The following is a 21,925-nucleotide window of genomic DNA, read 5'->3' on the forward strand; positions in this document are numbered from 1 at the left end:
TAGAATACCTGCGCCCGCTCGTCCTGAGAGCGGGCATTCCTGTCTTCTGACAACCCGTCTTTTGACAATCACTCCTTGCTTCCCCTGAGCGACCCGAGGTCGTCACTGTGGAAGCTGCCAAACCGCAAGGAGATCCCATGCGTCACTACGAGATCGTCTTCATGGTCCACCCGGACCAGAGCGAGCAGGTCCCGGCCATGGTCGAGCGCTACACCGGCCTCGTCACCGAGAACGGCGGCACCGTGCATCGCCTCGAGGATTGGGGCCGTCGCCACCTGGCCTACCCGATCAACAAGATCCACAAGGCTCACTACGTGCTGATGAACGTCGAGTGCAGCGGCGAGACCCTCGACGAGATCGAGAACATCTTCCGCTTCAACGATGCCATCATCCGCAGCCTGGTGGTTCGCGCCAAGGAAGCCGTCACCGAGGCCTCGCCGATGATGAAGCCGGTGGAAGAGAAGCGTGTTCGTCGCGACGAGAAGCCGCGCAGCACCGAATCCGCCTGAGCACCCCCATCGCACCTCTGAAGGAGTCTTCCCATGGCACGCTTTTTCCGTCGCCGCAAGTTCTGCCGTTTCACCGCTGAAGGCGTGAAGCAGATCGACTACAAGGATCTGGACACGCTCAAGGCCTACATCACCGAGACCGGCAAGATCGTTCCCAGCCGTATCACCGGGACCAAGGCCCGTTACCAGCGCCAGCTGTCCACCGCCATCAAGCGGGCACGCTACCTGGCGCTGCTGCCCTACACCGACAGCCACCAGTAAGCACCGCGCGTGATGTTGCCCGTCGCCCGCTGGATGATGCGCGGCACGCCCTACGCGGCCCTGGGGGCCGCCGCGTGCACCGCCATCCCCTGGCTGTTCTGGCTGGGAGCCGCCGTGGTGGCCCTGGTCACGCTGCGCCAGGGCATGGCCGCCGCGCTGCCGGTGCTGATCGCCGCGGCGATCCCCGCCGGCCTGTGGTGGACCCAGGGGGACGTCATCCCGCTCGCCAGCGTGCTGCTGGTGGTGCTGATGGCGGTGGTGCTGCGCGCCCGGCTGAGCTGGAGCGAGGCGATCATCGCCGGCACCCTGGCCGGGTCGGGCATGACCCAGCTGGGCATCTTCCTGCCGCCGGGCGGCGCCGCCTTCGTGCTGGAGCAGCTGCGCCAGGGCTCGCCGGACATCGCGGCGATGCTCAACGAGCTCGCGGCCCAGGGCATGGATGTCGAGCAGCTGGCCGGCCTGATGATCAGCGGCGTGACCGCGCTGATCGTGCTGCTCGCCGCCGTGGCCTGCCTGGCCCTGGCGCGGGGCTGGCAGGCCGGGCTCTACAACCCGGGCGGGTTCCGTGAGGAGTTCCACGCGCTGCGCCTGGCGCCCCGGGAGCTCGCCCTGCTGGTGCTGCTCGGGGTGCTCGGCGGCGTGCTGGGGCTGCCGGCCCTGGGCATGCTGGCCTGGGTGCCGCTGCTGGTGGCCGGCATCGCGCTGGTGCATGGTGTTATCGGATATAAGGGAATGAACGGGCTGTGGCTGGTCGCCTTCTACGTGCTGCTGATCACCACCTGGCCCATGATTCTCATTGTGCTGCTCATGGCCTTCATCGACACGTTCGCGGATTTCCGTGGACGACTGGCCCGCAGCCACTGACAAGAGGTTTACGAGAATGGACGTCATTCTGCTCGACAAGATTGGCAAGCTGGGCGGTCTGGGTGACCAGGTCACCGTCAAGCCCGGTTACGGCCGCAACTACCTGGTGCCCTACGGCCTCGCCGTGCCGGCCACCAAGGACAACATCGAGGCCTTCCAGGCGCAGCGCGCCGAGCTCGAGGCCCAGGCCGCCGAGCGCAAGGCCGAGGCCGAGGCTCGCGCCGAACAGCTCAACGACATCGAGCTCTCCCTGGTCTCCAAGGCCGGCGACGAGGGCAAGCTGTTCGGTTCCATCGGTCCGCGTGACCTGGCCGAGGCCATCTCCAGCGCCGGGATCGAGGTCGCCAAGAGCGAAGTGCGCATGCCGCAGGGTCCGATCCGCCAGACCGGCGAGTACGACATCGACCTGCACCTGCATGCCGAAGTCGACGCCACCGTGCGCGTGGTGGTGGTGGCCGAGTAAGGCCGCTGCCGACGGCACGCGCCTCGGGGCGTGCCGCGACAGGAGGGGGCGAGGAGCAATCCTCGCCCCCTTTTTGTCCCGTGTTTCGCTTCGCCCGCCATCGGGTAGAATGAGCCTGCCCCCTCCCTCCTGAAGGTCCGCGCCCCATGAACGAGCCCGTCGCCCTCGACCAGGAAACCGCCGCCCTCAAGGTGCCGCCCCACTCCGTGGAGGCCGAGCAGTCGGTGCTCGGCGGCCTGATGCTCGACAACCAGTCCTGGGACAACGTGGCCGACCGCCTGGTGGCGGACGACTTCCACCGCTACGAGCACCGGCTGATCTTCAACGTCATGGCGAGCCTGGCCGAGGCGGGGCGTCCGCTGGACGTGGTGACCCTCTCCGAGGCCCTGGAGGGGCGCGACCAGCTGGATACCGTGGGGGGGCTGGCCTACCTCGCCGAGCTGGCGCGCAACACGCCCTCGGCCAGCAACATCCGCGCCTACGCCGACATCGTTCGCGAGCGCGCCACCCTGCGCAAGCTGATCCGCGCGGCCAGCCAGATCGCCGACGGTGCCTTCAGCCCCCAGGGACGCCCCGCCGACGAGCTGGTCGACGAGGCCGAGCGGCTGGTCTTCCAGATCAGCGAGGAGCGGCCCAAGTCGGGCGGCCCCATCGGCATGAGCGAGCTGCTGACCAAGGCGGTCGATCGCATCGACGAGCTGTTCAACATGCAGGGTGAGATGACCGGCCTCTCCACCGGGTTCCGCGACCTCGACGAGATGACCTCGGGCCTGCAGCCCTCGGACCTGGTGATCATTGCCGGGCGCCCCTCCATGGGCAAGACCACCTTCGCCATGAACCTGGTCGAGCACGCGGTCATCTCCAGCGACAAGCCGGTGATGGTGTTCTCCATGGAGATGCCGGCGGAGGCGCTGATGCTGCGCATGCTCTCGTCGCTGGGGCGCATCGATCAGACCCGGGTGCGCACCGGCCAGCTGGAGGACGAGGACTGGCCGCGCCTCACCTCGGCGGTCAACCTGCTCAAGGACAAGCAGCTGTTCATCGACGACACCGCGGCGCTCTCGCCCAGCGAGATGCGCTCCCGCATCCGCCGCGTGGTCCGCGAGCACGGCAACCTGGGGCTGATCATGATCGACTACCTGCAGCTGATGCAGATCCCGGGCTTCTCGGAGAACCGCACCGGCGAGATCTCGGAGATCTCCCGCTCGCTCAAGGGGCTGGCCAAGGAGTTCGGCTGCCCGGTGGTGGCGCTCTCCCAGCTCAACCGCTCCCTGGAGCAGCGCCCCAACAAGCGCCCGGTGATGTCGGACCTGCGCGAGTCCGGAGCCATCGAGCAGGACGCCGACATCATCGGCTTCGTCTACCGCGACGAGGTCTACAACCCGGACAACCCCGACAACCAGGGGCTGGCCGAGGTGATCATCGGCAAGCAGCGTAACGGCCCCATCGGCACGGTCCACATGGCCTTCATCGGCAAGTACACGCGCTTCGAGGACCTGGCGCCGGACAGCTATCGCGAGGCCTTCGGCGAGTGACGGCCCTTGAGTCCCGTCGGCGGCCCCGTATAATGCCGTTCCCTTCAATCCCACAGGCAGGAGAGACCATGGCAGGCGGATTTCGACGCGGCAATCGCCAGCGGACCCCGAAACTCGAGGGGCGCGGCGAGCTCCAGTCGATGGAGCGTGAAGGCCCCTTCAAGGAGTGGCTGGGGATGCCCGACCTCTATCGCTATCACCTGCAGGTGGACGGCGAGGCCTACAGCTACCAGACCGAGGACTCGGAGCTCCCGGTGAAGGTCGGTGACAAGGTGGTGTTCCGCTACAAGGAGACCAAGGCCGGCAAGTGGGTCGACCGCAACTCCCTGGGCAAGGCCATCGACCCCTCCGAATATCAGTAAGCCTGGAACCTCGCGCCGGGGGTGGGGTCACTGGAAGGTAACGTCGGCGACACGCGATCGTCATCGGGGTGGCCCAGGCTGTCCCCAGCGTGCATCCCGACACCCCCGACCGGACATCAGGAGGATGGCCCCATGGATTTCCAGGCATTGAAGGCCTTCGTGGCCCACCACGACAATTTCGAGATTCGCGTGATCGGCCATGCCGGCAGCCGCTTCTACCAGGTCGAGCTCGAGGACGTGGAGGGCGCGCGCCATATGCTGACCCGCGCCGGCAAGCCGATCCTGTTTCGCTCGCTGGACGACGTCTACCTCGAGCTCCGGCGGGCCGGCATCCACCGTGCCTACCTGGTGCAGCAGGTGCCCCACGACGAGGTCATCGGCCGCGAGGCCCACTACCAGGACCCGCTGACCTCGCGCATGCCGCTGGTCTTCTGACCCGGCGCGGGCGCCTTGCCCGCTAGTCTTTCCCCCGCCGTTTGAGCCAGCGTCCCAGGCGGATGCGACGGCGGGCGAACCAGCGATACCCCGCATCCATCGCCCCGCCGATCCCCGGCAGGGTGCTCAGCCAGACCAGCCGACGATAGCCCAGCACCGCGTAGAGCGCGCGGCTGGCGTCCATCCCCACGAACCAGCGCCCCGTCGCGTCGCGCACGTGCAGCCGGCCCATCATCGCCGCGAAACTGCTGCCGAGCGCCGTGGCGTCGAAGTCCGGCGCCTGGATGTCCACCAGCAGGATGCGCTCGCGGCGCGGGTGGCGCGCCAGCCAGGCGACCTCCCGCTGGCACAGCGGGCAGTGGCCGTCGTGAAAGAGGGTGACCGGGGCGCGGGCAGAGAGGGTGGCGCGGCGCGTCATGATGATGTTTCCTCGGTCGTGCCATAGCCCAGGCGGTGTGTCCCCTGGCCATAGGCGGGCGTGGTATCGAGCGCCTCGAGGAAGGCGCCGGCCTGTTCGCGCATGGCAGCGCGCTTGTCGTCACTCATCCGCGCCAGGCTGCCGTAGATCAGCTTCATGCGCGGGTTGGCGCCGAGGGTGTCGGCGTGGCGCTCCAGGAAGTCCCAGTAGAGGCTGTTGAAGGGGCAGGCGTCCTCGCCCGTGACCCGCTTCGGGTCGAAACGGCAGTGTCGGCAGTGGTCCGACATGCGATCGATGTACTTGCCCGAGGCGCAGTAGGGCTTCGAGCCCATCAGCCCGCCATCGGCGTGCAGCACCATCCCCAGGGTATTGGGCAGCTCCACCCACTCGCAGGCGTCGGCGTAGACGGCCAGGTACCAGTCGCAGAGCGCCTCGGGGGCCACGCCGCAGAGCAGCGCGAAGTTGCCGGTCACCATCAGCCGCTGGATATGGTGGGCGTAGGCGTGGTCGCGGGTCATCTCGATGGCGCGACGCAGGCAGCGCAGCTCGGTGTCGCCGTCCCAGAAGAAGCGCGGCAGGCCGCGGTGGGCGCCCAGGGCGTTGCCGCGCTTGTAGTCGGGCATGCGCGTCCAGTAGAGCCCGCGCACGTACTCTCGCCAGCCCAGCACCTGGCGGATGAACCCCTCGACGGCGTTGAGCGGCGCGCGCCCCTCGTCATACTCGCGCTCGACCGCCTCGCACACCTCCCGGGGCGAGAGCAGCCCGAGGTTGAGGGCCGCCGAGAGCCGCGAGTGGTAGAGGAAGGGCTCGGCGTCGCTGATGGCATCCTGGTAGCGACCGAAGTGGGGAAGCAGGTGCTCGATGAAGTGGCGCAGGTCGACCAGCGCCTGGCGCCGCGTCACCGGCCAGTGGAAGCCTTCGAGACGGCCGAAGTGATCGCCGAAGCGCTCGGCGACGAGCTCAAGCACCGCCTCGGTGGTGGCGTCGTGGCGATGACGGGGAGGCTCGGGAACCGAGAAGTCGGCCGGTAACGGCTCTCGGTTGTCGTGATCGAAGTTCCACTGGCCGCCGGCGGGCGCGTCGTCCTCCATCAAGAGCCCCGTGCGGCGACGCATCAGGCGATAGAAGTGCTCCTGGCGGGGGGCCTTGCGGCCCCTGGCCCAGGCGTCGAAGGCCTCGGGGGTGGCGAAGAAGCGGTCGTCCTCGACGAGCCGCCAGGGCGGCTCGGCCTCGGCGCGTTCGCCCATCGCCTGCCACAGCCGCCACTCCCCGGGGCGCACGGCGCGGATCTCGTCGCAGCCGTAGTGGGCGGCGAGGCGCTCCGCCTCGGCGATCAGGTCCTGGGCGTTGTCGGCGTCGTCCAGGGCGCTGTAGTGGACGCGCAGGCCGCGTTCGCGGAGCGCCTCGGCGAAGTGGCGCATGGCCGAGAAGATCAGCGCGATCTTCTGGGGGTGGTGGGGCACGTAGCTCGCCTCGTCGCCGACCTCGCACAGGGCGATGACCGCCCCGTCCGGCAGGTCGCGCAGGCTGGCGAGGTCGTGGCTCAGCTGGTCGCCGAGGACCAGGATCAGCGGTGTGGGCATGAAGTTGACCAGGGGTTATACAAATGGTCGCTATAGTATAACTCGATTCCGCGATGGCGCCCGTCGGTGGTAGGCTTTAGCCACTCGCGACCATCGCGATCCCCGTTCCCCGTGCTTTCATAAGTGCTTTCTCAATTGCTTTCTCAAGTGCAATCACAAGGATGACCTCCATGGCCGCCTCCGAGACGCCGCTTGACGCCGCCGAGCCCACCCAGCCCCGGGCGGATCGCCCGCCCCACGCGCCCGCCGACCATCCCGCCGTGCCCCGGGGCAAGGTGGGCGTGGTGCTGGCCAACTTGGGCACGCCGGATGCCACCGACTACTGGTCGATGCGCCGCTACCTCAACGAGTTCCTCTCCGACAAGCGGGTGGTCGACTACCCGGACTGGAAGTGGCAGCCGCTGCTGCAGCTGATCATCCTCTCGCGCCGGCCCTTCAAGTCCGGCGAGGCCTACCGCGGCATCTGGAACACCGAGCGCGACGAGAGCCCGCTTTTGACCATTACCCGGGAGCAGACCCGCAAGGTGGCCGAGGGGCTGGCCGAGCGCTTTGGTGACCGGGTGGTGGTGGACTTCTGCATGCGCTACGGCAACCCCTCCACCGATAGCGTGCTGCGCCGCCTGCAGGCCGAGGGCTGCGAGCGGATCCTCTTCTTCCCGCTCTACCCCCAGTACGCCTCGCCGACCACGGCCACCGCCAACGACCAGGCCTTCCGCACCCTGATGAAGCTCAAGTGGCAGCCGTCGCTGCGCACCGTGCCGGCCTACTTCGAGCATCCCGCCTACCTCGATGCCCTGGCCAACTCCGTGCGCGAGGCCTATGAGGCCGCAAAGACCCCCCCGGAGGTGCTGGTGGCCTCCTACCATGGCGTGCCCAAGCGCTACCTGCTGGAGGGCGACCCCTACCACTGCCAGTGCCAGAAGACCACGCGCCTGCTGCGCGAGCGCCTGGGCTGGGACGAGGACGCCATCCAGACGGCCTTCCAGTCGAAGTTCGGGCCCGAGGAGTGGGTGGGGCCGGCGACCGTGGAGCACGTCGCCGAGCTGGCGCGCCAGGGCAAGAAGCACATCGCGGTGGTCTCGCCGGCCTTCTCGGCCGACTGCGTGGAGACCCTCGAGGAGATCGAGGAGGAGATCCGCGACGCCTTCCTCGCGGCCGGCGGCGAGACCTTCACCTACATTCCCTGCCTGAACGACCGCGACGACCATATCGCCGCGCTGCTCGCGGTGATCGACAACGAGCTCGGCGGCTGGGTCTAGCGTCGACGCGCGGCGGCGCGCCTACTGTTCCGGGTGCGGGACGGGCTTCTCGCCGACCTCCTCGCGGTAGAGCTCCACCGGCTTGCCGCGGGTCTTGGGCACGTGCTTGAGCGTGAGGTGCAGGCCGGTCTTGGCCAGCAGGTGGGCGCTCACCGGTGCGGTGATGAACAGGAACAGGGTGATCAGCAGCTCCTGGATGATCGGCTCGCCCTGGGTGGTCGAGAAGTAGAGCATCGAGCTGATCAGGATGCAGCCGATGCCCAGGGTGGTCGCCTTGGTGGGCCCGTGCAGGCGCATGTAGAAGTCGCGCAGGTGGGCCATGCCCAGCGAGCCGATGAAGGCGAAGAGCCCCCCGGCGATCAGGAAGAAGGCGATGATGCCCTCGAGGATGACGTAGACGTTCATGGTGGCTCCGAGGTTGCTGGCCTATTCAATGATGTCGCCGCGCAGGATGTACTTGCAGACCGCCACGGTGCTTATGAAGCCGAGCATGGCGATCAGCAGGGCCGCCTCGAAGTAGGTCTTGGTGTTCAGCCACAGACCCATCAGCACGATCAGCGCGATGGAGTTCACGTACATGGTGTCCAGCGCCAGGATGCGGTCGGGCATGTCGGGCCCGACCGTCATTCGATAGGCGTTGAGCAGGATGGACAGCAGGATCAGGGTGATGCTGATCTTCAGGGCGATGTCTAGCATTCGTAGATCTCCTTCAGCGGCCGCTCGTAGCGTTCGCGGATCGTCTCGATCAGCGCGTCCTCGTCCTCCATGTCGAGGGTATGGATCAGCAGCGACTTGCCGTCCATGCGCAGGTTGGCCGAGACCGTGCCCGGCGTGAGGCTGATGGTGCTGGCCAGCAGGGTGATGGTGAAGCGCTCCTCCAGCATCAGCGGGTAGACGACGAAGGCCGGGCGCATGCGCTGGCGCGGATTGATGATCAGCCAGGCCACCTGGATGTTGGCGACCAGGATATCGATCAGCACGCGCACGACGAAGCGCGCCAGCAGCCCGGGCTTCGCCACATGGGGCTGGGCGTCCCAGAAGCGGTAGGTGGCCAGCGGGATGAGCAGGGCCAGCACCCCGCCCAGCAGGATCTGGCCCGGCGCGATGCTGCGGGCCATCAGCAGCCAGACGATCAGCAGCAGGATCGACAGCAGGGGGAGGGGGAGCCAGCGGCGAGGCGTGATCATGGGGACTCTCCGGCATCAGACAGGACGGCACGCACCAGCACATCCGGGTCGGCCAGCTGGTCGGCGGTGGCACGGGTGTAGTCGCTGACCGGCCCGGCCAGGGCGACCAGCAGCGGTGAGGCGGCGAGCAGGCCGCCGGCGCCCAGCCAGCGCGCACGCGTGAGCGCCTCGCCGCCGGCCTCGCCGTCGTGGCTGCGCCAGAACAGCGTCGAACCGGCCCGCGAGAGGGCGACCAGGGCGGCGAGGCCGGTGCCGAGCAGGACCGGCCACAGCCACGGCTGCTGCCAGCTCACGGCGGCGTCCATCAGCAGCGCCTTGCCGAGGGCGCCGGACAGCGGCGGCAGGCCGGCCACGGCGACCGCCCCGACGAAGAAGAGTCCGGCCAGGCGGCGGCCGTCGCGCAGCGGACGCCCCTTGACCAGCCGGGTGCTCGCCTTGCCCCGCTGCAGGCCGATCATCTCGGCCAGCAGGAAGAGCCCGCCGGTGACCAGGGTGCTGTGCACCAGGTAGTAGAGCAGGGCGGAGACGGCTTCCGGCGAGCCCATGCCGATGCCGGCCAGCAGCGTGCCCACCGAGATGACCACCAGGTAGGCCACCAGCAGGCGCAGGTCCCGGGCCGCCAGTACGCCGATGCCGGCCACCACCATGGTCGCCAGCGACAGCCACCACACCCAGGGGCGCTCGAGGGCCTCCAGGCCCCCGGCCTGCTCGCCGAAGATCAGCGTGTAGACCCGCAGGATGGCGTAGATGCCGACCTTGGTCATGATCGCGAAGAGCGCGGCGACCGGGGCCGGGGCGGCGGCATAGGCCCGCGGCAGCCAGAAATAGAGCGGCAGGATGGCGGCCTTGAGGCCGAACACCACCAGCAGCATCAGGCCGCCGGCGATGACCAGCCCCTCGCGCTCGGCCGGCAGCGCCGAGAGGCGCACGGCCATGTCGGCCATGTTGAGGGTGCCGGTGGCGCCGTAGAGCACGCCTACGCTGATCAGGAACAGCGACGAGCCGACCAGGTTGAGCACCACGTAGTGCACCGCCGACTGGATCCGCGACTTGCCGCCGCCGTGGATCAACAGCGCATAGGAGGCCAGCAGCAGCACCTCGAAGAAGACGAAGAGGTTGAACAGGTCGCCGGTCAGAAAGGCGCCGTTGATGCCCATCAGCTGCAGCTGGAAGAGGCCGTGGAAGTTGCTGCCGCGCTCGTCGTCGCCGGCGCAGGCGAAGATCACGCAGCCCAGCGCCAGCACCGCGGTGACCATGACCATCAGTGCCGAGAGGCGGTCGAGCACCAGCACGATGCCGAAGGGCGGCTGCCAGCCGCCCAGCGCGTAGTAGGTGACCTCGCCGCCGGCGGCCCGGGCCAGCATTACCGCGGCCACCGCCACCAGCAGGGCGGTGGCGGCGACGCCCACCGTGCGATGGGTGCGCATGGCGCCGTGCCGGCTGCGCAGCAGGAGTAGTCCCACCACCAGCGGCAGGACGACGGGAAGAACGATCAGGTGCTGCATCACCGGTGGGGCTCCTCTCGCTTGCGACCGTCGACGTGGTCATTGCCCAGCTCGCTGCGGGCGCGCATGGCCAGGATCACCACGAAGGCGGTCATGGCGAAGCCGATCACGATGGCGGTCAGCACCAGCGCCTGGGGCAGGGGGTCGGCGAACCGCGACTGGCCGTCGATGATCGCCGCGGCGCCGGTCGTCAGTCCCCCCATGGAGAACAGGAAGAGGTTGACCGCATAGGAGAGCAGGGTCAGCCCGACGACGACCGGGAAGGTCCGCCCGCGCAGCGTCAGGTAGAGCCCGCAGGCGGTCAGCACGCCGGTGGTGATGGCGTAGAGGCTTTCCATCAGTGTTTCTCCTTGCTGGAACGGGACAGGTTCTCGTCGCTGGCCGGGGCGCCCTTGGCCGGGCTGTGGGGCGTGGTGACCTTGCCCAGGTTGGCGAGGATCATCAGGGTAGCTCCGACCACCGCCAGGTAGACGCCCAGGTCGAAGAGCATGGCGGTGGCCAGCTCGAAGTCGCCGATCAGGGGCAGGTGGAAGTGGCCGAAGGCCGAGGTGAGAAACGGTTCGCCGAACAGCCAGCTGCCGAGCCCGGTCAGGGTCGCGATGCCGACCCCGGCGACGGCCACCGGCTGGTACTCGAACTGCAGCCGTTCCTGGGCCCACTCCACGCCGCGGGCCATGTAGAGCAGGATCATGGCGACCGAGGTGACCAGCCCGGCGATGAAGCCGCCGCCGGGCAGGTTGTGGCCGCGCAGGAAGATGAACGCCGATACCAGCAGCGCCAGCGGCAGCAGGGCCATGGAGATGGAGGTGAGGATCGCCGGGTAGCGGTCGGGCGACCAGAGTCGGCCCTCGGTGTCGCTGTGGGGCATGAACAGGCGCAGGCGCCGCAGCAGCTTGAAGATGGCCAGTCCCGCCAGGGCCAGCACGGTGATCTCGCCCAGGGTATCGAAGCCGCGGAAGTCGACGAGGATGACGTTGACCACGTTGTGGCCCCCGCCGCCCGACACGCTGTTCTCCAGGAAGAAGCTCGAGAGGCTGGTGGTGTCGCGGGTCAGCACCGCGTAGTTGAGGCTCGCCACCGCCATGCCCAGGGCCCCGGCCAGCACGATGTCGCGGGCGTGGCGCGGCGCCGAGGTCTCACGGGAGGTGCGCTGGGGCAGGAAGTAGAGCGCCAGCATCAGCAGGATCATGGTCACCACCTCCACCGACAGCTGGGTCAGCGCCAGGTCGGGCGCCGAGAAGCGGGCGAAGGTCAGCGACACGATCAGGCCCACCACCGAGAGCATCAGCAGCGAGATCAGGCGGTAGCGGTGGGTGGCGGCGGTGCCGAGGCCGCCGAAGATCATCAGGCCGGCGCCCACCAGCAGCACGCCGTCGATGGGCTGGTTGCCCTGGTCGCCGGTGAGCAGCGGCATGCCGGAGAGCCCGACCCCCGCCACCACCAGCGAGGCCAGCAGCAGCAGGCCGACGTAGCGCTGCTGGGAGCCGTTGTCGATGCCGCGCAGTATCGTCTCGGCCCGGGCGGTCAGCCGCTGCACGCTGCCTTCGAACACCAGGCGGGCGTCCACCGGGCGAAAGCCCTTCAGGAGGCGTTGCAGGTTGGCATGGCGGGCGTACATCGCCACCCCGGCGACCAGCGCCACCCCGCTCATGGCCAGCGGCAGGTTGACGCCGTGCCAGATCGCCAGGTGGAACGTCAGCGCCTCGCCGAGCACCGGCGTGAGCGCCAGGCCCAGCAGGCCCTCGGCCAGCACCGGGGCGAGGCCGACCAGCACGCAGATCGCCACCAGCAGCGCCACCGGGGCGCGCATCAGCCGGGGCGGCTCATGGGGCGACTTGGGCGGCGCCTCGCGAGCCGGCTTGAAGAACACCGCATGCACCAGGCGCAGCGAGTAGGCCACCGAGAGGATACCGCCCAGGGTGGCGAGCACCGGCATCAGCCAGCTCAGCCCGCCGAGTACAGGGCTTTCGAGGGTCTCGGTGAAGAACATCTCCTTGGACAGGAAGCCGTTGAACAGCGGCACCCCGGCCATGGCAGCCCCCGCCAGGGTGGTCAGCAGGGCGGTGACCGGCATGGCGCGCCGGAGGCCGCCCAGGCGCTTGAGCTCGCGGGTGCCGGTCTCGTGGTCGATGATGCCGGCGCACATGAACAGCGCCGCCTTGAAGGCAGCATGGTTGAGGATGTGGAAGAGCGCGGCGAGCAGCGCCATGGGGCTGCCGATGCCCAGCAGCACCGTGATCAGGCCGAGGTGGCTGACCGTGGAGAAGGCCAGGATGCCCTTGAGGTCGGTCTTCAGCAGCGCGAACCAGGCGCCGTAGAGCAGCGTCGCCATGCCGGTCAGCGATACCACCACCGTCCACAGCTCGCTGCCGGCGATCGCCGGGTGCAGGCGGGCCATCAGGAAGATGCCCGCCTTGACCATGGTCGCCGAGTGCAGGTAGGCCGAGACCGGCGTGGGCGCCGCCATGGCGTGGGGCAGCCAGAACTGGAAGGGGAACTGCGCCGACTTGGTGAAGGCGCCGAGCAGCACCAGACCGAGCATCCAGGGGTAGCGCGGGTCGGCGAGGATGGCGCCGCCGCTGTCGAGCACCACCTGCATGTCGTAGCTGCCGGCCATGTCGCCCAGCAGCAGCAGCCCGGCGAGCAGGGCCAGGCCGCCGGCGCCGGTCACGGTCAGCGCCATGCGCGCCCCCTTGCGGGCGTCGCTTCGGTGCGACCAGAAGCCGATCAGCAGGAAGGAGGAGAGGCTGGTCAGCTCCCAGTAGAGCCACAGCAGCAGCAGGTTGTCGGCCATCACGATGCCGACCATGGAGGCCATGAAGAGGATCAGGTAGGCGTAGAAGCGCCCGAAGGGCTCCTCCGGCGACAGGTAGAAGTGCGCGTAGAGCAGGATCAGCAGGCCGATGCCCAGGATCAGCAGGTTGAAGAGCACCGACAGGCCGTCCAGCCGGAAGGCGAGCTCGAGGCCCAGGGTGGGCATCCACTCGGCGGCGACGCGCAGCGTCTCGCCGGCCGCCAGGCTCGGCAGCTGGGCGAGGGTCAGCAGCAGCGCCAGCGCGGGTAGCGCCGCGGTGGCCAGGGAGCAGAAGTGTCGCCCACGTTGCGCGGTGAACGCGGGTATCAGCACCCCCAGCAGGGGCAGCAGGGCTATCCACAGCAGTGTCATCGATCGGTCATCCTGCGCGGGTTCGTCGACGGGGGAGCGTTTCGGTCACGCGCCCGGGAAACAGGATGAGACGGGCGATACACCATCGCCCCCCGTCCCTGGGTCAGGGCCCCCCATGGTTTGGCTCCCTGCCACTCTACCGCAAAGCGAATTCCCTCGCTGCCTCCTTGCCTTTCAACACTTTGTCTTCCTAGAGTGGATGAACCTCATCGCGAGGGAGGCGCCCCGTGTGCGCTTCCCGTTACTGGGAGGGTGGCCGATGCAACTCGCCGTGCTGGGCGGCTTCGCGATGGCGGGCCTGGCCCCGCTGCTGCATCAGTGGTTCGGGTCCCGAACGCCGGGGGTGATGGCCCTGCTGCCCGCCGCCATCGCGGCCTGGCTGCTCGGCCAGTGGCCGGCGATCGCCGCCGGCGAGGTGCTGCGCCTGGAGTGGGCCTGGGTGCCGGGGCTCGATATCACCCTGACCTTCCTGATCGATGGCCTCGCCTGGCTCTTCGCCCTGCTGATCACCGGCATCGGCGCCCTGGTGCTGGTCTACTCGGGGGAGTACCTGCGCGGCGACCGCGACCTGCCGCGCTTCCTGGTGGTGATCACCGCCTTCATGATGTCGATGCTCGGCCTGGTGCTTGCCGACAACCTGGTCACGCTCTTCGTCTTCTGGGAGCTCACCAGCATCACCTCCTACCTGCTGATCGGCTTTCATCACACCGATCCCGCCGCCCGCAAGGCGGCCCTGCAGGGGCTCTTCGTCACCGTGGGCGGCGGGCTGGCGCTGCTGGCCGGCCTGATCATGCTGGCCGGGGCCGGCGACAGCTGGTCGCTGGCCGAGCTGGTCGAGCGCGGCGACGCCCTGCGACAGCACCCGCTCTACACGCCGCTGCTGCTCTGCCTGCTGGTCGGTGCCTTCACCAAGTCGGCACAGTTTCCCTTCCATTTCTGGCTGCCCAATGCCATGGCGGCGCCCACGCCGGTCTCGGCCTACCTGCACTCGGCGACCATGGTCAAGGCGGGCATCTACCTGCTGGCGCGGCTGCATCCGGCGCTGGGCGGCACCGAGCTGTGGGTCACGACCCTCTCGCTGGTCGGCGCGGTGACCATGGCCACCGGCGCCTTCCTCGCGATCCGGCACACCAACGTCAAGACGCTGCTGGCCTACTCCACGGTGATGGCGCTGGGCACCCTGACCCTGCTGCTCGGCCTCGGCACCCCCGGAGCGCTCACCGCCTTCGTGGTCTTCCTGCTGGCCCATTCGCTCTACAAGGGGGCGCTGTTCATGGTGGCCGGCATCCTCGACCACGAGACCGGCACCAAGGACGTCACCGCCATGGGCGGGTTGCGTCGGACGATGCCGCGCACCGCCGTCGTGGCGGGGGTGGCGGCGCTGTCGCTGGCCGGGCTGCCGCCGCTGCTCGGCTTCGTGGGCAAGGAGGCGATGCTCGCCGCGGTGCTCGAGGCCGACGCCTGGCGGCCGCTGCTCCTGCTGCTCGCCTTCTCGGCGGCCTTCCTGACCCTGGCCGTGGCGGCCATCGTCGCCCTGCGCCCCTTCTTCGGCGCGGCCCGCGAGACCCCCAGGGCCCCCCACGAGGCGCCCCCGGCGATGCTCGCGGGGCCGGCGCTGCTCGCCGCGCTGTCGCTCGGCGCCGGCCTGGCGCCGGGCCTGCTCGACCCGCTGGTGGCGGCCACCCTGGCCGGCATCGGTGCACCCGGCGCCGACCCCCACCTGGCCCTGTGGCACGGGCTCAACCTGCCGCTCGTGCTGTCGCTCGCGAGCCTGGCGCTGGGCCTTCTGACCTACCGCCACTGGGACCGGCTGCGGGGCCGGCTCGCACGCCTCGCGCCGCTGATGGCGCGCGGCCCCGAGGCCGGCTATGAGGCGCTGATGGCCGGCATGGTGGCCGTCGCCGAGTGGCAGACCCGGCTGCTGCAGAACGGCCACATCCGCCACTACCTGGCCGTGACCCTGCTGGTGCTGGTCGGCCTGGTGGGCCATGCGCTCTTCTTCCGCCACGCCTTCACCCTCGATGTCGCCCTGGCGGTCTACCTCCACGAGGCGGTGGTCGCCGGCCTGATGGTCGCCGGGGCCGTGGCGGCCTGCGTGATGCGCTCGCGCCTGGCGGCCGTGGCGGCGCTCGGGGTCATGGGCTTCTCCATCGCCCTGACCTTCGTGCTGTTCAGCGCCCCGGACCTGGCGATCACCCAGCTGCTGGTCGAGACCCTGACGGTCATCCTGCTGGTGCTGGTGCTGTTTCGCCTGCCGCGCTTCGCCACCCTCTCGACGCCCCTGGAGCGACTGCGCGACCTCATCGTCGCCGTGCTCACCGGTGGGCTGATCACCGCGCTGATGCTGGCGGTGCTCTCCGGGGAGCGCCTGCCGCGCATCTCGGACTACATGATCGCCAACAGCCAGCCGCTTGGCCACGGCCACAACATCGTCAACGTCATCCTGGTCGACTTCCGGGCGCTGGACACCCTGGGCGAGATCTTCGTCCTGGCGCTGGCGGCCGTCGGCGTCTATGCCATGCTGCGCTTCCATGCCCGGGACGGTTATCGCCCGGACCGACATGGCCGGGAGCACGAGAGCCGGCGCGGCATACCGCCGGGGGAGGGCCGCGATGGCTAGGGGTACCCTGATCCTCAACGCCGCGGCGCGGCTGCTGCTGCCGCTGCAGCTGCTCTTCTCCCTGTTCCTGCTGCTGCGCGGCCACGACGAGCCGGGTGGCGGCTTCATCGCCGGGCTGGTGGCGGCGGCGGCCTTCGCGCTCTACCTGTTCGCCTTCGGGCGTCGTCCCCTGAACCGGATGCTCGCGGTGTCCCCCCGGGACCTGGTCGCCATGGGGCTGCTGCTCGGGGTGGGCTCGACCCTGCCGGCCTGGTGGGTCGGCGAGCCCTTCTTCACGGCCCAGTGGTGGACCATCCCGATCATCGACTTCAAGGCCTCGACGGTGCTGCTCTTCGACGTCGGGGTCTACCTGGTGGTGGTGGGCTCGGTGCTCACGGCGATCACCGCCCTGGTCAAGACCGACCAGCACGACGACGAACGCTGAGGAGGCGCCATGGAACCCCTGATAGCCGTCGCAATCGGCACGCTCTTCGCCGCCGCCGTCTACATGATGCTGCGGCGCTCCATCGTCAAGCTGGTCATCGGATTGATGCTGCTCTCCAACGCCGCCAACCTGCTGATCTTCGCCACGGCCGGCATGGTGCGTGGCGCCCCGCCGCTGGTGCCCGAGGGGCTCACGGCGCCGGTGGGCGCGGTGGCCGACCCGCTGCCCCAGGCGCTGGTGCTCACGGCCATCGTCATCGCCTTCGGGGTGCTGTCGTTCTCCGTGGTGCTGGTGCGCCGCGCCTGGGAGATCGTGGGCGCCGATGACCTGGACAAGATGAGGGACACCGACTCGTGACGCCCCAGATCGCGCTGCCCATCCTCATTCCGCTGCTGTCCGGCGCCGTGTCGCTGCTGTTCTGGCGCTCCCGGAGCATGCAGCGCTTCCTCGCCGTGGCCGGCACGGCGAGCCTGCTGCTGACCAGCCTGTGGCTCTTGGCCACGGTGCAGCGCGACGGCATCCAGGTCATGCAGATGGGCGGCTGGACGGCGCCCTTCGGCATCAGCCTGGTGGCCGACCTGCTGGGGGCGATCATGGTGGTGCTCACGGGCATCATCGGCTTCGCCGTGGCGCTCTTCTCGCTGGCCACGGTGGGGCGCGGCCACGAGGCCTATGGCTACTTCCCGCTGATGCACCTGCTGCTGGCGGGGGTCGCCGGGGCCTTCCTCACCGGCGATATCTTCAACCTCTATGTCTGGTTCGAGGTGATGCTGGTGGCCTCCTTCGCGCTGCTGATCCTGGGCAGCGAGAAGGCGCAGATGGAGGGGGCGATCAAGTATGTCACCCTCAACCTGGTCTCCTCGGTGGTCTTCCTGGTCGCCGTGGGGCTGCTCTACGGCATGGTCGGCACGCTCAACATGGCCGACATCGCGCGGCGCCTGGCGACCCTCGAGAACGACGGCATGGCCGACGTCCTGGCGATGATGTTCATGGTCGCCTTCGGCATCAAGGCGGCGGCCTTCCCGCTGTTCTTCTGGCTGCCGGCCTCCTACCACACGCCGCCGGTGGCGGTCTCGGCGCTGTTCGCCGGCCTGCTGACCAAGGTCGGGGTCTACGCGCTCTACCGGGTGTTCACGCTGATCTTCCACCACAGCCCCGGCTACACCCACGAGATCCTGCTGTGGGGCGCCGGCTTCACCATGCTCTCCGGGGTGCTCGGCGCGGCGGCGCAGTTCGAGTTCCGCCGCATCCTGTCGTTCCACATCGTCAGCCAGATCGGCTACATGATCCTGGGACTGGCGCTCTTCACCCCCCTGGCGATCATCGGCGGGGTCTTCTATATCATTCACCACATCATCGTGAAGACGAACCTCTTCCTGGTCAGCGGCATCGTCCATCGGCTGCGCGGGACCTATCAGCTCAAGGCGCTGGGCGGCGTCTACCGCAGCCACCCGTGGCTGGCCGTGCTGTTCTTGATCCCGGCCCTGTCGCTGGCCGGCATGCCACCGCTCTCGGGCTTTCTCGCCAAGTTCATCGTGATTCGTGCCGGCCTCGAGGCCGAGGCCTATGGGGTGACCTTCATCGCCCTGCTGGTGGGCCTGCTCACCCTCTACTCGATGATCAAGATCTGGGCCGAGGTGTTCTGGAAGGCGGCACCGGAGGCGCAGGGCGAGCCCCCGCCGGTTGTCGCCCCCCGGGGGATGTGGCTGATGTCGGCGACGGTCGCGGGGCTTGGGCTCTGCACGCTCTTCATCGGCCTCAATGCCGGGCCGATCTACGCCCTGGCCGAGGCCTCGGCCGACCAGCTGCTGGCGCCCGAGCGCTACATCGAGGCGGTTCTTGGATCCGGAGTCGAGCCGGACGCGACGGGGGAGGAGACGCCATGATCGGAGCCGCCTGGAACCTGATGCTCGGCTTCGCCTGGGTCGTGCTGACCGGCGACTTCAGCGGCCGCAACCTGCTGGCCGGGCTGCTCTTCGGCTACCTGGTGCTGGCGCTGATTCAGCCCCAGGTGCCGGCGCTGGCCGGCTATGCCCAACGCCTGCCGCGGCTGATCCGTTTCATCGGCTTCTTCCTCAAGGAGCTGGTGATGGCGAACCTCAAGGTCTCCTACGACATCATCACCCCGACCTGGTACATGAAGCCGGGCGTGATCGCCATGCCGCTGCGGGCCACCACCGAGTTCGAGATCGCCCTGGTCGCCAACCTGATCACGCTGACGCCGGGCACCCTGAGCCTGGACGTCTCCGATGACCGCCGCGTGCTCTATATCCATGCCATGTTCCTGGACGACGAGCCGGCGCTGCGGCGCAGCCTGGCCGAGCTCGAGCGCCGGGCGCTGGCCCTGTTCCACTAGCGAATGCCCGTTTCCGTGGCGAAGAAAGGAGGTGCTCCGGTGTCCCCCGTGATCCTCGTGAGTCTGGCGCTGATGGTCCTGGCGCTCTGCCTGGCCTTCGTGCGCCTGTTCCGCGGCCCCAGCCTGCCGGACCGGGTGGTGGCCCTGGAGCTCTTCTCGTCGATCCTCGTCGGCATCATCGGCGTGATCGCCATCGCCACCGACGTGCCGAGCCTCCTGGACGTGGCCATCGTCATGGCGCTGATGGCCTTCATGGCCGCCATCGGCTTCGCCCGCTTCCTGGAACGCGGAGGGCCTCGCGATGATTGAGCACCTCGAGGGCGGCCTGGTGCTGGCCGGCGCCTTCTTCATGTTCCTGGCGGCGCTGGGGGTGGTGAGACTGCCCGACCTGCTGACCCGCATGCACGCCACCACCAAGGCGGCGACGCTCGGCATCGCCCTGATCATGCTGGCCGTGGCGCTGCACTTCGCCGAGGTGGCGGTGGTGGCGCGGGCCTTCGGGGTGATCCTCTTCATCATGATGACCGCCCCGGTGGCGGCCCACGTGATCGGCCGGGCGGGCTACATCGTCGGCGCCCGGCTCTGGGCGGGCACCGTCAAGGACGAGCTGAAGCCCCACTTCGACCCCCTGACCCGCGACCTGAGAAGCGGCACGCCCGCCGAGGAGCGCGAGCGCCGCTCCCCCGACGAGCCCGACCCCTCCTGAGGCGCGCCGGCGCCTGACCCGCTCCGATGCCAAGGGGCCGCCTTCGGGCGGCCCCTTGGTGTCGCGACCTTCCCCACGAGCACCTTCCTCGCGAGCGGCGCATTGATTGCCTCGCCGTCAGGGGAGTGGCGGCGGGGCGCATTTAATTGTACAAATACTGTACTATTATATTGTCCTGTCACATATGTGAGGCATGCTCCATGCACCGCAAGCCGCATCTCCCGCACAAGGTCTGCGCCCACTGCGCGCGCGCCTTCGCCTGGCGACGCAAGTGGGCACGCTGCTGGGACGAGGTTCGCCACTGCAGCGAACGCTGCCGTCGCGAGGCCCGCCGCCAGGTGCGATCGTCATGAGCCGAACCCTGGTATGGCTGCGCAGCGACCTGCGCCTGGCCGATAACCCCCTGTTCGTCTTCGACGCGCCCCCGGAGGCGCTGCTCTGCGTCGTCGTGCTGGACGAGGCCTGGCTCGCGCCGCTGCCCGGCCTCGAGGCGCCGCGCATCGGGCCGGCCCGGCTGCGCTTCCTGTGGGAGTGCCTGATCGCCCTGCGCGGCGAGCTGCTCAAGCGCGGCAGCGACCTGCTGGTCCGCGTCGGGGAGCCGGTCGAGACGGTGACGGGGCTGGTCGACGATCACGCCATCGACGAGGTGCGGGTGCGTGCCGAGCCCGGCTGGGAGGAGCGGCAGGCCGTCGCCCGGCTGGCCTCCCGGCTGGGCGATGGCGTCGCGGTCAACCGTTTCGATACCGGCACGCTGCTCGACGAGGCCTCGCTGCCCACGGCGCTCGCCGAGCTGCCGAGGAGCTTCTCCGCGTTTCGCCGCCGGGTCGAGCGCGCCGGGGCGACGATCCCCGAGGCCGCCCCGGCGCCGGTGACCCTGCCCGGGTGGCCGGGGGGCGCGCCGCGCGGCTTCCCGCCGCTCGGCAAGGTGTGTAGCCGCGCGGCCGCCTGGGCGCCGGATGCGCGCGGCGAGTTCGCCTTCGCCGGCGGCGAGACGCCAGGCCGGGCGCGGCTCGATCACTACCTGTGGGAGAGCGGGGCCATCGCCCGCTACAAGCAGACCCGCAACGGCCTGGTCGGCGCCGACTTCTCCACCCGGCTCTCCCCCTGGCTGGCCCATGGCTGCCTGTCGGCGCGCCAGGTGCGCGATGCGGTGGTCGCCTGGGAGGCCCGACACGGCGCCAACGAGTCGAGCTACTGGGTCGTCTTCGAGCTCCTGTGGCGCGAGTACTTCCACTGGGCGGCGCGCCAGGAGGGCGCGGCCCTCTTCGGCGGGCGTGAGCTGCCGGCGGTGGACGAGGGCGTTCGCGCCTGGCGCGACGGGCGCACCGGCGTGCCCTTCGTGGACGCGGCGATGCGCGAGCTGGCGGCCACCGGCTGGCTCTCCAACCGCGCCCGCCAGAACGCGGCGAGCTTCCTGGTCAACGAGCTCGAGGGCGACTGGCGGCTGGGGGCGGCCTGGTTCGAGGCCTGCCTGGTCGATTACGATGTGGCGAGCAACTGGGGCAACTGGCGCTACGTGGCCGGGGTGGGCCGCGACACACGGGAGCGCTGGTTCAACGTGCTCAAGCAGGCCCGGGACTATGACCCCGCAGGCGAGTACGTGACCCACTGGCAGCCCGAACTCGCGGCGCTGCCGCCCGGCCAGGCCCGGCACCAGCCCTGGCGAGCCGCCCCCGCGCGCTTCGCCTCGCCCGTGGCCGAGGCGCCGGGCTGGCGCGACTGGCTGCTGCCCCGGCCGCCGTCGCCCTCCTGATGCCCATCGTCGTCCTCTTCCCTTCGTCCGAGGAGCCCTCATGACGCTCAACGCCTCGCCCCGCCTGCCCTGGATGCTGGGCCTGGCCGGCCTGATCCCCTTCCTGGCGACCGCCGCGGCGACCTGGCTTTCGCCGATCGCCTGGCAGGTCGTCGCCATCCGCGCCTTTCTCGCCTACGCCGCGGTGATCCTCTCCTTCCTCGGCGGGGTGCAGTGGGGCGTGGCGATGTGTCGGGAACGGCCCGGCGAGGCGCCGTTCCGGGCGCGCATGCTGCTCGCCATGGTGCCGAGCCTGCTGGCCTGGCCGGCGCTGCTGCTGCATCCGCTGACCGGTGCCTGTGTGCTGGTCGCCGGCTTTCTGCTGGTGCGCTTCCACGAGCACTCCCAAGATGGCCGGGCCCAGCTGCCCGACTGGTACCAGCCGCTGCGCACGCTGCTGACCCTGGTGGTGGTGGCCTGCCACGGCCTGGTGATCTGGCGGCTCCTGGGCGCCTGATCGGGGTTTCCAGGCGCGCGGTT

The 21,925-nt window shown here is 69.4% G+C and carries 26 protein-coding genes; 18 read left to right on the forward strand and 8 right to left on the reverse strand.

All coding sequences use genetic code 11. The annotated features are described in order from the left end of the window. The first annotated feature begins 137 nt into the window (after nt 1-137). The 7 genes from rpsF (at nt 138) to FIU83_RS03140 (ending at nt 4,429) form a co-directional block, all read left to right on the forward strand. A complete protein-coding gene (gene rpsF, locus FIU83_RS03110) occupies nt 138-509 on the forward strand; it encodes a 30S ribosomal protein S6 (protein WP_040185479.1) in 372 nt (123 codons plus the stop codon). 33 nt (nt 510-542) lie between these two features. Continuing rightward, nucleotides 543-770 (forward strand): 30S ribosomal protein S18, encoded by a 228-nt coding sequence (rpsR, locus tag FIU83_RS03115; RefSeq protein WP_016853668.1) that lies wholly within the window; start codon nt 543-545, stop codon nt 768-770. Between the two features lie 12 nt (nt 771-782). Further along, a complete protein-coding gene (locus tag FIU83_RS03120; protein WP_152482712.1) occupies nt 783-1,634 on the forward strand; it encodes a hypothetical protein in 852 nt (283 codons plus the stop codon). Nucleotides 1,635-1,650: 16 nt separating this feature from the next. Continuing rightward, nucleotides 1,651-2,097 carry a 50S ribosomal protein L9 gene (rplI, locus tag FIU83_RS03125; protein WP_108445065.1) on the forward strand — a complete coding sequence of 149 codons (447 nt, stop codon included), beginning with the start codon at nt 1,651-1,653 and terminating at the stop codon, nt 2,095-2,097. Between the two features lie 146 nt (nt 2,098-2,243). Continuing rightward, nucleotides 2,244-3,632, forward strand: a complete 1,389-nt coding sequence (gene dnaB, locus FIU83_RS03130) for a replicative DNA helicase (protein ID WP_152482713.1) — start codon at nt 2,244-2,246, stop codon at nt 3,630-3,632. Nucleotides 3,633-3,700: 68 nt separating this feature from the next. Next, nucleotides 3,701-3,994 carry a hypothetical protein gene (locus FIU83_RS03135; RefSeq protein ID WP_108445063.1) on the forward strand — a complete coding sequence of 98 codons (294 nt, stop codon included), beginning with the start codon at nt 3,701-3,703 and terminating at the stop codon, nt 3,992-3,994. A 132-nt stretch (nt 3,995-4,126) separates the two neighbouring features. Continuing rightward, the gene (locus FIU83_RS03140) at nt 4,127-4,429 is read left to right on the forward strand and encodes a DUF6482 family protein (RefSeq protein ID WP_152482714.1); all 303 of its coding nucleotides are present in this window, start codon (nt 4,127-4,129) and stop codon (nt 4,427-4,429) included. A 22-nt stretch (nt 4,430-4,451) separates the two neighbouring features. Here the strand turns inward: FIU83_RS03140 and FIU83_RS03145 are convergent, their stop codons facing one another. Both FIU83_RS03145 and FIU83_RS03150 read right to left on the reverse strand, forming a co-directional pair. After that, nucleotides 4,452-4,847, reverse strand: coding sequence for a thiol-disulfide oxidoreductase DCC family protein (locus FIU83_RS03145; RefSeq protein ID WP_152482715.1), 396 nt, complete (start codon nt 4,845-4,847; stop codon nt 4,452-4,454). Next, nucleotides 4,844-6,430, reverse strand: coding sequence for a cryptochrome/photolyase family protein (locus FIU83_RS03150; RefSeq protein ID WP_152482716.1), 1,587 nt, complete (start codon nt 6,428-6,430; stop codon nt 4,844-4,846). The genes FIU83_RS03145 and FIU83_RS03150 overlap by 4 nt, the downstream gene beginning before the upstream one ends. A 170-nt stretch (nt 6,431-6,600) precedes the next feature. Here FIU83_RS03150 and hemH point away from each other — a divergent pair, with 170 nt between their 5' ends. Continuing rightward, the gene (gene hemH, locus FIU83_RS03155; RefSeq protein ID WP_152482717.1) at nt 6,601-7,689 is read left to right on the forward strand and encodes a ferrochelatase; all 1,089 of its coding nucleotides are present in this window, start codon (nt 6,601-6,603) and stop codon (nt 7,687-7,689) included. A gap of 21 nt (nt 7,690-7,710) precedes the next feature. Here the strand turns inward: hemH and FIU83_RS03160 are convergent, their stop codons facing one another. From FIU83_RS03160 to FIU83_RS03185, 6 genes are read right to left on the reverse strand one after another with little or no spacing between them, the layout of a single operon-like run. Further along, nucleotides 7,711-8,094, reverse strand: coding sequence for a Na+/H+ antiporter subunit G (locus tag FIU83_RS03160; protein ID WP_152482718.1), 384 nt, complete (start codon nt 8,092-8,094; stop codon nt 7,711-7,713). 21 nt (nt 8,095-8,115) lie between these two features. Then, nucleotides 8,116-8,385, reverse strand: coding sequence for a K+/H+ antiporter subunit F (locus tag FIU83_RS03165; protein ID WP_152482719.1), 270 nt, complete (start codon nt 8,383-8,385; stop codon nt 8,116-8,118). After that, the gene (locus FIU83_RS03170; RefSeq protein WP_152482720.1) at nt 8,379-8,876 is read right to left on the reverse strand and encodes a Na+/H+ antiporter subunit E; all 498 of its coding nucleotides are present in this window, start codon (nt 8,874-8,876) and stop codon (nt 8,379-8,381) included. The genes FIU83_RS03165 and FIU83_RS03170 overlap by 7 nt, the downstream gene beginning before the upstream one ends. Further along, complete coding sequence (locus tag FIU83_RS03175; protein ID WP_152482721.1) at nt 8,873-10,384, reverse strand: monovalent cation/H+ antiporter subunit D; 1,512 nt, start codon at nt 10,382-10,384, stop codon at nt 8,873-8,875. Before FIU83_RS03175 ends, FIU83_RS03170 begins: the two co-directional genes overlap by 4 nt. Beyond that, on the reverse strand, nt 10,381-10,719 hold the full coding sequence (locus FIU83_RS03180; protein ID WP_152482722.1) for a Na+/H+ antiporter subunit C: 339 nt from the start codon (nt 10,717-10,719) through the stop codon (nt 10,381-10,383). Before FIU83_RS03180 ends, FIU83_RS03175 begins: the two co-directional genes overlap by 4 nt. Next, nucleotides 10,719-13,547 (reverse strand): monovalent cation/H+ antiporter subunit A, encoded by a 2,829-nt coding sequence (locus FIU83_RS03185; RefSeq protein ID WP_152482723.1) that lies wholly within the window; start codon nt 13,545-13,547, stop codon nt 10,719-10,721. Before FIU83_RS03185 ends, FIU83_RS03180 begins: the two co-directional genes overlap by 1 nt. 259 nt (nt 13,548-13,806) lie before the next feature. Here FIU83_RS03185 and FIU83_RS03190 point away from each other — a divergent pair, with 259 nt between their 5' ends. From FIU83_RS03190 to FIU83_RS03235, 10 genes are all read left to right on the forward strand, one after another. After that, nucleotides 13,807-16,167: a putative monovalent cation/H+ antiporter subunit A gene (locus tag FIU83_RS03190; RefSeq protein WP_152482724.1), complete on the forward strand. Its 2,361-nt coding sequence runs from the start codon at nt 13,807-13,809 to the stop codon at nt 16,165-16,167. After that, nucleotides 16,160-16,591 (forward strand): Na+/H+ antiporter subunit B, encoded by a 432-nt coding sequence (locus FIU83_RS03195; RefSeq protein WP_152482725.1) that lies wholly within the window; start codon nt 16,160-16,162, stop codon nt 16,589-16,591. The genes FIU83_RS03190 and FIU83_RS03195 overlap by 8 nt, the downstream gene beginning before the upstream one ends. Before the next feature lie 9 nt (nt 16,592-16,600). Continuing rightward, nucleotides 16,601-16,948, forward strand: coding sequence for a Na+/H+ antiporter subunit C (locus tag FIU83_RS03200; protein WP_152482726.1), 348 nt, complete (start codon nt 16,601-16,603; stop codon nt 16,946-16,948). Then, nucleotides 16,945-18,477, forward strand: coding sequence for a Na+/H+ antiporter subunit D (locus tag FIU83_RS03205; protein WP_152482727.1), 1,533 nt, complete (start codon nt 16,945-16,947; stop codon nt 18,475-18,477). The genes FIU83_RS03200 and FIU83_RS03205 overlap by 4 nt, the downstream gene beginning before the upstream one ends. Then, nucleotides 18,474-18,947: a Na+/H+ antiporter subunit E gene (locus tag FIU83_RS03210; protein WP_152482728.1), complete on the forward strand. Its 474-nt coding sequence runs from the start codon at nt 18,474-18,476 to the stop codon at nt 18,945-18,947. Before FIU83_RS03205 ends, FIU83_RS03210 begins: the two co-directional genes overlap by 4 nt. 39 nt (nt 18,948-18,986) lie before the next feature. Beyond that, nucleotides 18,987-19,256, forward strand: a complete 270-nt coding sequence (locus FIU83_RS03215; RefSeq protein ID WP_152482729.1) for a monovalent cation/H+ antiporter complex subunit F — start codon at nt 18,987-18,989, stop codon at nt 19,254-19,256. Then, nucleotides 19,249-19,653 carry a monovalent cation/H(+) antiporter subunit G gene (mnhG, locus tag FIU83_RS03220; RefSeq protein WP_152482730.1) on the forward strand — a complete coding sequence of 135 codons (405 nt, stop codon included), beginning with the start codon at nt 19,249-19,251 and terminating at the stop codon, nt 19,651-19,653. Before FIU83_RS03215 ends, mnhG begins: the two co-directional genes overlap by 8 nt. A gap of 200 nt (nt 19,654-19,853) precedes the next feature. Next, nucleotides 19,854-20,006 (forward strand): DUF2256 domain-containing protein, encoded by a 153-nt coding sequence (locus FIU83_RS03225; RefSeq protein ID WP_152482731.1) that lies wholly within the window; start codon nt 19,854-19,856, stop codon nt 20,004-20,006. Beyond that, the gene (locus tag FIU83_RS03230; RefSeq protein WP_152482732.1) at nt 20,003-21,406 is read left to right on the forward strand and encodes a DASH family cryptochrome; all 1,404 of its coding nucleotides are present in this window, start codon (nt 20,003-20,005) and stop codon (nt 21,404-21,406) included. The genes FIU83_RS03225 and FIU83_RS03230 overlap by 4 nt, the downstream gene beginning before the upstream one ends. 40 nt (nt 21,407-21,446) lie before the next feature. Continuing rightward, a complete protein-coding gene (locus FIU83_RS03235) occupies nt 21,447-21,902 on the forward strand; it encodes a DUF3429 domain-containing protein (protein WP_152482733.1) in 456 nt (151 codons plus the stop codon). Nucleotides 21,903-21,925: the final 23 nt, after the last annotated feature.

This window comes from Halomonas sp. THAF5a (assembly GCF_009363755.1).
In the GTDB taxonomy this organism is placed as follows: domain Bacteria; phylum Pseudomonadota; class Gammaproteobacteria; order Pseudomonadales; family Halomonadaceae; genus Halomonas.